The following is a 4,655-nucleotide window of genomic DNA, read 5'->3' on the forward strand; positions in this document are numbered from 1 at the left end:
GGAGGTCGCCCAGCGGGTGGCGGCGCTGATCGAAAGCATCTCGGGGGCCGCGGGGGAGACGGCCTCCTCGGCGGCGGAGGTGAGCGCTTCGGCGCAGCAGATGAACGCCGCGGTGACGGAGGTGTCCAACTCCTCCCAGATGCTCGCCCGTATGGCTCAGCAGTTGCAGCAGATGGTTGCACAGTTCAAGGTATGACGCTTAGCCGCCGGACACGGGGAGGTGGCCACCGCGCCCCCGCCCAGGGGGCGATGGCCAGCGTAGCGCCCGCCGCAGCCCGCCGGCCTTCCCGCGCGCACGGCCCTCAGCCGCACCGCTGTCAAGCCACCCCGACTTCCTGCCCGCCGAGGACCTGGCCTGCGGCTACAAGCAGCTCTGGCAGGTCGATCAGCGGTTACCGGGTGGCCACAAGTGGATGGCGTCGGAGGTACCCCCATCAGGCCGATGTGAGGTCCGCTTACGCCGTCCGCACTTGGCCGTCTCCCACCACGACGTAGCGAGTGGTGGTCAGCGCCTCCAGCCCCATGGGCCCCCTGGCGTGCAGCTTCTGGGTGCTGATGCCGATCTCCGCCCCGAAGCCGAACTCGCCGCCGTCGGTGAACCGCGTCGAGGCGTTGACGTAGACCGCAGCGGCGTCGACCTCCCGCACGAACCGCCGGGCGGCGGCCATGTCCGCCGTCACGATGGCTTCCGAATGCCCCGTGCTGTAGCGGGCAATGTGGTCGATGGCTTCGTCCAGGCTATCGACCACCCGCACCGCCAGGATGAGGTCCAGGTACTCCGTCTCCCAGTCAGCCTCGGTGGCCTCTACCGCCTCGGGCACGTACTGGCGGGTGCGGGGGCAGCCCCGGACTTGGACGCCGTGGTCGACGAGGCGGCGAGCCAGTGAGGTCAGGTGCGATCGGGCGAAGCGCTCGTGGACCAGAAGCGTCTCCACCGCGTTGCACACCGACGGCCGCTGAACTTTAGCATTGAGTACGATGGCCTCCGCCATGTCGTAGGGGGCCGATGCGTCCAGGTAGATGTGGCAGTTGCCGACGCCGGTCTCGATGACCGGCACGCGGGCCTGCTCCACGACGGTGCGGATGAGTTCGGCGTCGCCACGGGGAATGAGGAGGTCCAAGAGCCCTCTCGATTGCATCATGGCCACGGCCGCTGCCCTGTCGGCGGTGGGTAGCGCCGCGATGGCCCCCTCCGGGATCCCCGTGGCCGTGGCCGCCTCGGCCAACACCCGGGCGATGGCGAGGTTGGTGGCCAGCGCCTCGGACCCCCCTCGCAGGATGACGGCGTTGCCCGACTTGATGCACAGGCCCGAGGCGTCAGCGGTCACGTCGGGGCGGGCCTCGTAGATGACCCCCACCACGCCGAGGGGCACCCGGATCTGGGTAATCTCCAGCCCGTTCGGCCGCCGCCACGCCCGCACCGCCTGCGCCAGCGGGTCTTCCAGGGAGGCCACCTGTTCCAGGCCCCTGGCCATGCGTTCGATGCGCCGCTCGTCGAGGTAGAGCCGGTCCAGCAGCGCCTTGCTCAACTGGTCTGCCCTGGCCCGGGCCATATCCTCGGCGTTGGCCTGAAGGATGACCCCGGAATGCTCACGAAGGGCCGCCGCCATGGCAAGCAGCGCCTGGTTTCTCGCCGTGCTGGAGAGCTGCGCCAGCCGGCGCGCGGCCTGGCGCGCCCGGGTGGCCAGCTCCCGAACGAGCGCGACCGGGTCACCGGCCGGGTGAGTCTGCTGGATCGTGCGCGCCGTCGACGCTTCCATCCTCGTCGTCTTCCCCTCTTCAAGCCCCTTCATGCCGCCCCACCTCCGGGGCGGGCGTGGTGAGCACGAGGTTGTCCCTGTGGACCACCTCCCAGGAGGTCCGGGAGTATCCGAGCAGGGCGGCGAGTTCGTCGCTGCGCATGCCTTTCACCCGGCGAAGTTCTCCGGCGCCGAAGCTCACGACCCCGCGCCCGACCTCCTGGCCCCCCGGCGTGACCAGCCGTACCACACTACCTGCCCGGAAGTCCCCGAGCACGTCCACCACCCCGCTGGCCAGCAGGCTGCGTCCCTGCTGTGTCAGGGCCAGGGCGGCCCCCTGATCGATGATCAGCGCGCCGGCATCGGCGGGATAGAATGCAAGCCAGCGCTTCTTGCCGCGAAGGCCCCGCGCAGCCGGCAAGAAAAGCGTGCCACATGGCTCGCCGGCAAAGATCCGGGCGATGGCGTCCGGCGCGGCACGGGCAATGAGCGTGGGGATGCCGTTTTCGGCGGCCATGCGCGCCGCTTCGACCTTGGTGCGCATGCCCCCCGTCCCCATGGGCCCCGCCTGCCCGATGGCGCCGGCCAGGACCGGATCGCCCGGTTCGCGCACCAGGGGGATGGGGCGCGCCGATGAGTCTCGCCGGGGGTCGGCCGTGTACAGGCCGTCCACGTCCGAGAGCAGGATCAGGAGCTGCGCCTCCACCAGCACCGCTACCATGGCGGCCAGCCGGTCGTTGTCGCCGACCCTGATTTCGTCGACGGCGACGGTGTCGTTTTCGTTGACCACGGGCACGGCCCCCCGCGCCAGGAGCGCCTCCATGGTGCGGCGGGCATGGTTGAAGCGCTGGCGATCACGCAGGTCTTCGGCCGTCAGGAGCACCTGGGCTGCAGGCCGCCCCAGCCGCATGAACTGCTGTTCGTAATAGGCCATCAGCAGCCCCTGGCCCACCGCGGCCGCGGCTTGTTTGTCCGGCATGGTGGAAGGCCGCCGCTTGAGCCCCAGGCGCGGCCAGCCCATGGCGATGGCGCCCGAACTCACCAGGATCGCCTGGCGGCGGGGTGAGCCTTCCATCACCGCGACCAGGCTCTCGCACAGCGGTCCGAGCAGTTCGGCCCGCACCTGGCCTCGCCCGCCGGAGACCGTGCTGCTTCCCAATTTGACGACGATACGGCGGGCCTGGGAAGCAAACCACGCCGCCCGTCCGTCCGTAAGCGACATCGAGCAGTCGTTCATGGGTTGCGCCATTCGTTCGTTTCGGGCAAAGGCCACTCCTTCACGGCCCCAGCGCTCAGCCCGTGACGGAGCCCTCGTGGCTTTGGCGTTCAGTACCCGGCGCCTGCTCCGTCCGCGTCGGATGTTGGCCATTGGCCGGGCCGCGGGTGAAGGAGTTCCTCACGCCGGGGAAATCGCCCGCGTTGACGGTACACACCGGCATCCCATGGGCTCTCGCAAGGACGCGCAGCCGGGCATCCGCGAAGCCCGTTTCGCCCTTGGCCCATTCCTGCAACGTCTCCGTCAGGGCCGCCTTGTTCTCAGCGTGGACATTGTCCAGCAGCAGGAAGTGCATGAGGCAGGCAAGAGTTTCCCGTCGCTCCCGGAACTTCGGCTGGCAGCGTGGTAGGACATAGGTTCGTGTACAACGAGCGGGTCGATCCAACCCTCGGCGCGGCCGTTCTCCAGGTCCTCGAGGATCTCCTTGCACCGCTCGCGATGGGGATCGTTCTCGAATAACACGTGAACGAATACCGTGGTATCGAGCCAGCCGCATTGCGCTGGACTCCTATCCACTGGTCGGCGTCCTCCTACCGGTTCGTTTAACAGGCGGGGCGTCGAGCCAACGCTTACAGACGCACGTGGCGCAGGGCATCGAGCGCGCCACGAGGCCAGTAGTTGGGGAATCTCTCCAGCACCGCCGTGTCGGCGCCGAACGGCACCAGCCGGAACGGCCCCGTCCCTATAGGGGCGATTTCCTTTGGGCTCAGCCGTCGCAGAGAAAGCGGCCTCGGGACGGCGCGGATGTCGCCTTCAGACCCTCCGGAGCCACCATCCGGATTTCGATGGTCGCCGAAGAATTCTGGGAACCCGGCGTCCCGCCCACATCGCGGCGCCGCGGGCGAAGACTTATGGGTATCTTCAAAATACCCATTGACACTTCCAGAGTTGCGCTGGTAGACTCTCCGTGTGTCCGCGCCTTCTCGCCCCAGCCGGGTGACTCGTCTAAACCGGGCCGGCGGCCGTCCGCCACGGCCCTTGAGGAGGAGAGATGACTGCGGTGAAGGTCGCCGAAGCGCTCATTGAACTGCGGCGCCTCAAGCGCACTCGAGACATGTACAACGGTCTCATCGAGGCCGCCTCGCAGACCCGGCGCGACCGCGGCTGGCTCGCTCGCGAGCGCCGCACCACGGACACCGTCGTCGAGGTGCTCTATCCAGGCATCGACGTCAACGAGCTGCGCCGTCGCCGCAATCAGCTCGAGGACGCGATCCGGCGTCTTGAAACTCGGATCCAGAAGACCAACTGGTCTTCCGGGGACCCGTGCGCGGCCGAGCTTCTTCGCGAGGCGAAACAGCTCGACGTTGACGAGGCCAAAGTGTTCGGTGAGGCCAAGAGCTACATTCGGCTCTACCAGGACGAGATCGCCGAAGCACCCGATGTGCCGAGGCTAATCGAGGAGCTGGAGCGGCTCATCGATGCCAGAGCCGATGTATCGCGGCGTTTACAGTTACTCAACTGGACGCTGGAACTCCAGTAGCGGGAGCGCCCTCGCATTCAACCGTTGCGGGCCCTAGGAGACTGCTCGGTTTCCGGTTAAGGCTGGGGTTTGATCAGGGGTTTGAAAGGACAAGGATGCATCCCGTGGGATCCATCCTGACCCCGTTGAGGGTTGGAAAGGGGACGCGCACGCCACCGGG

Annotated in this window: 5 protein-coding genes; 2 read left to right on the top strand and 3 right to left on the bottom strand. The window is 68.0% G+C overall.

Features of this window, described 5'->3' with window-relative positions; all coding sequences use genetic code 11:
• Positions 1 to 196 (top strand): methyl-accepting chemotaxis protein (locus tag AB1609_15990; GenBank protein MEW6047952.1); only part of this gene is annotated, 196 nt, incomplete at its 5' end.
• A gap of 259 nt (positions 197 to 455) precedes the next feature.
• Here the strand turns inward: AB1609_15990 and AB1609_15995 are convergent.
• From AB1609_15995 to AB1609_16005, 3 genes are read right to left on the bottom strand one after another with little or no spacing between them, the layout of a single operon-like run.
• A complete protein-coding gene (locus tag AB1609_15995) occupies positions 456 to 1,793 on the bottom strand; it encodes a glutamate-5-semialdehyde dehydrogenase (GenBank protein MEW6047953.1) in 1,338 nt (445 codons plus the stop codon).
• Entirely contained in the window at positions 1,780 to 2,976 is a 1,197-nt protein-coding gene (proB, locus tag AB1609_16000) for a glutamate 5-kinase (GenBank protein ID MEW6047954.1), read from the bottom strand. The genes AB1609_15995 and proB overlap by 14 nt, the downstream gene beginning before the upstream one ends.
• A 55-nt stretch (positions 2,977 to 3,031) precedes the next feature.
• Complete coding sequence (locus AB1609_16005; protein ID MEW6047955.1) at positions 3,032 to 3,310, bottom strand: hypothetical protein; 279 nt, start codon at positions 3,308 to 3,310, stop codon at positions 3,032 to 3,034.
• A gap of 705 nt (positions 3,311 to 4,015) precedes the next feature.
• Here AB1609_16005 and AB1609_16010 point away from each other — a divergent pair.
• A complete protein-coding gene (locus AB1609_16010) occupies positions 4,016 to 4,495 on the top strand; it encodes a hypothetical protein (GenBank protein ID MEW6047956.1) in 480 nt (159 codons plus the stop codon).
• The last annotated feature ends 160 nt before the right edge of the window (positions 4,496 to 4,655 follow it).

Source organism: Bacillota bacterium (assembly GCA_040754675.1).
GTDB lineage: Bacteria > Bacillota > Limnochordia > Limnochordales > Geochordaceae > Geochorda.

Bases quoted from the DNA above. Each gene is read 5' to 3' on its own strand.
- AB1609_15995 (MEW6047953.1), bottom strand. From the start codon at position 1,793: ATGAAGGGGCTTGAAGAGGGGAAGACGACGAGGATGGAAGCGTCGACG.
- AB1609_16005 (MEW6047955.1), bottom strand. From the start codon at position 3,310: ATGCACTTCCTGCTGCTGGACAATGTCCACGCTGAGAACAAGGCGGCC.
- proB (MEW6047954.1), bottom strand. From the start codon at position 2,976: ATGAACGACTGCTCGATGTCGCTTACGGACGGACGGGCGGCGTGGTTT.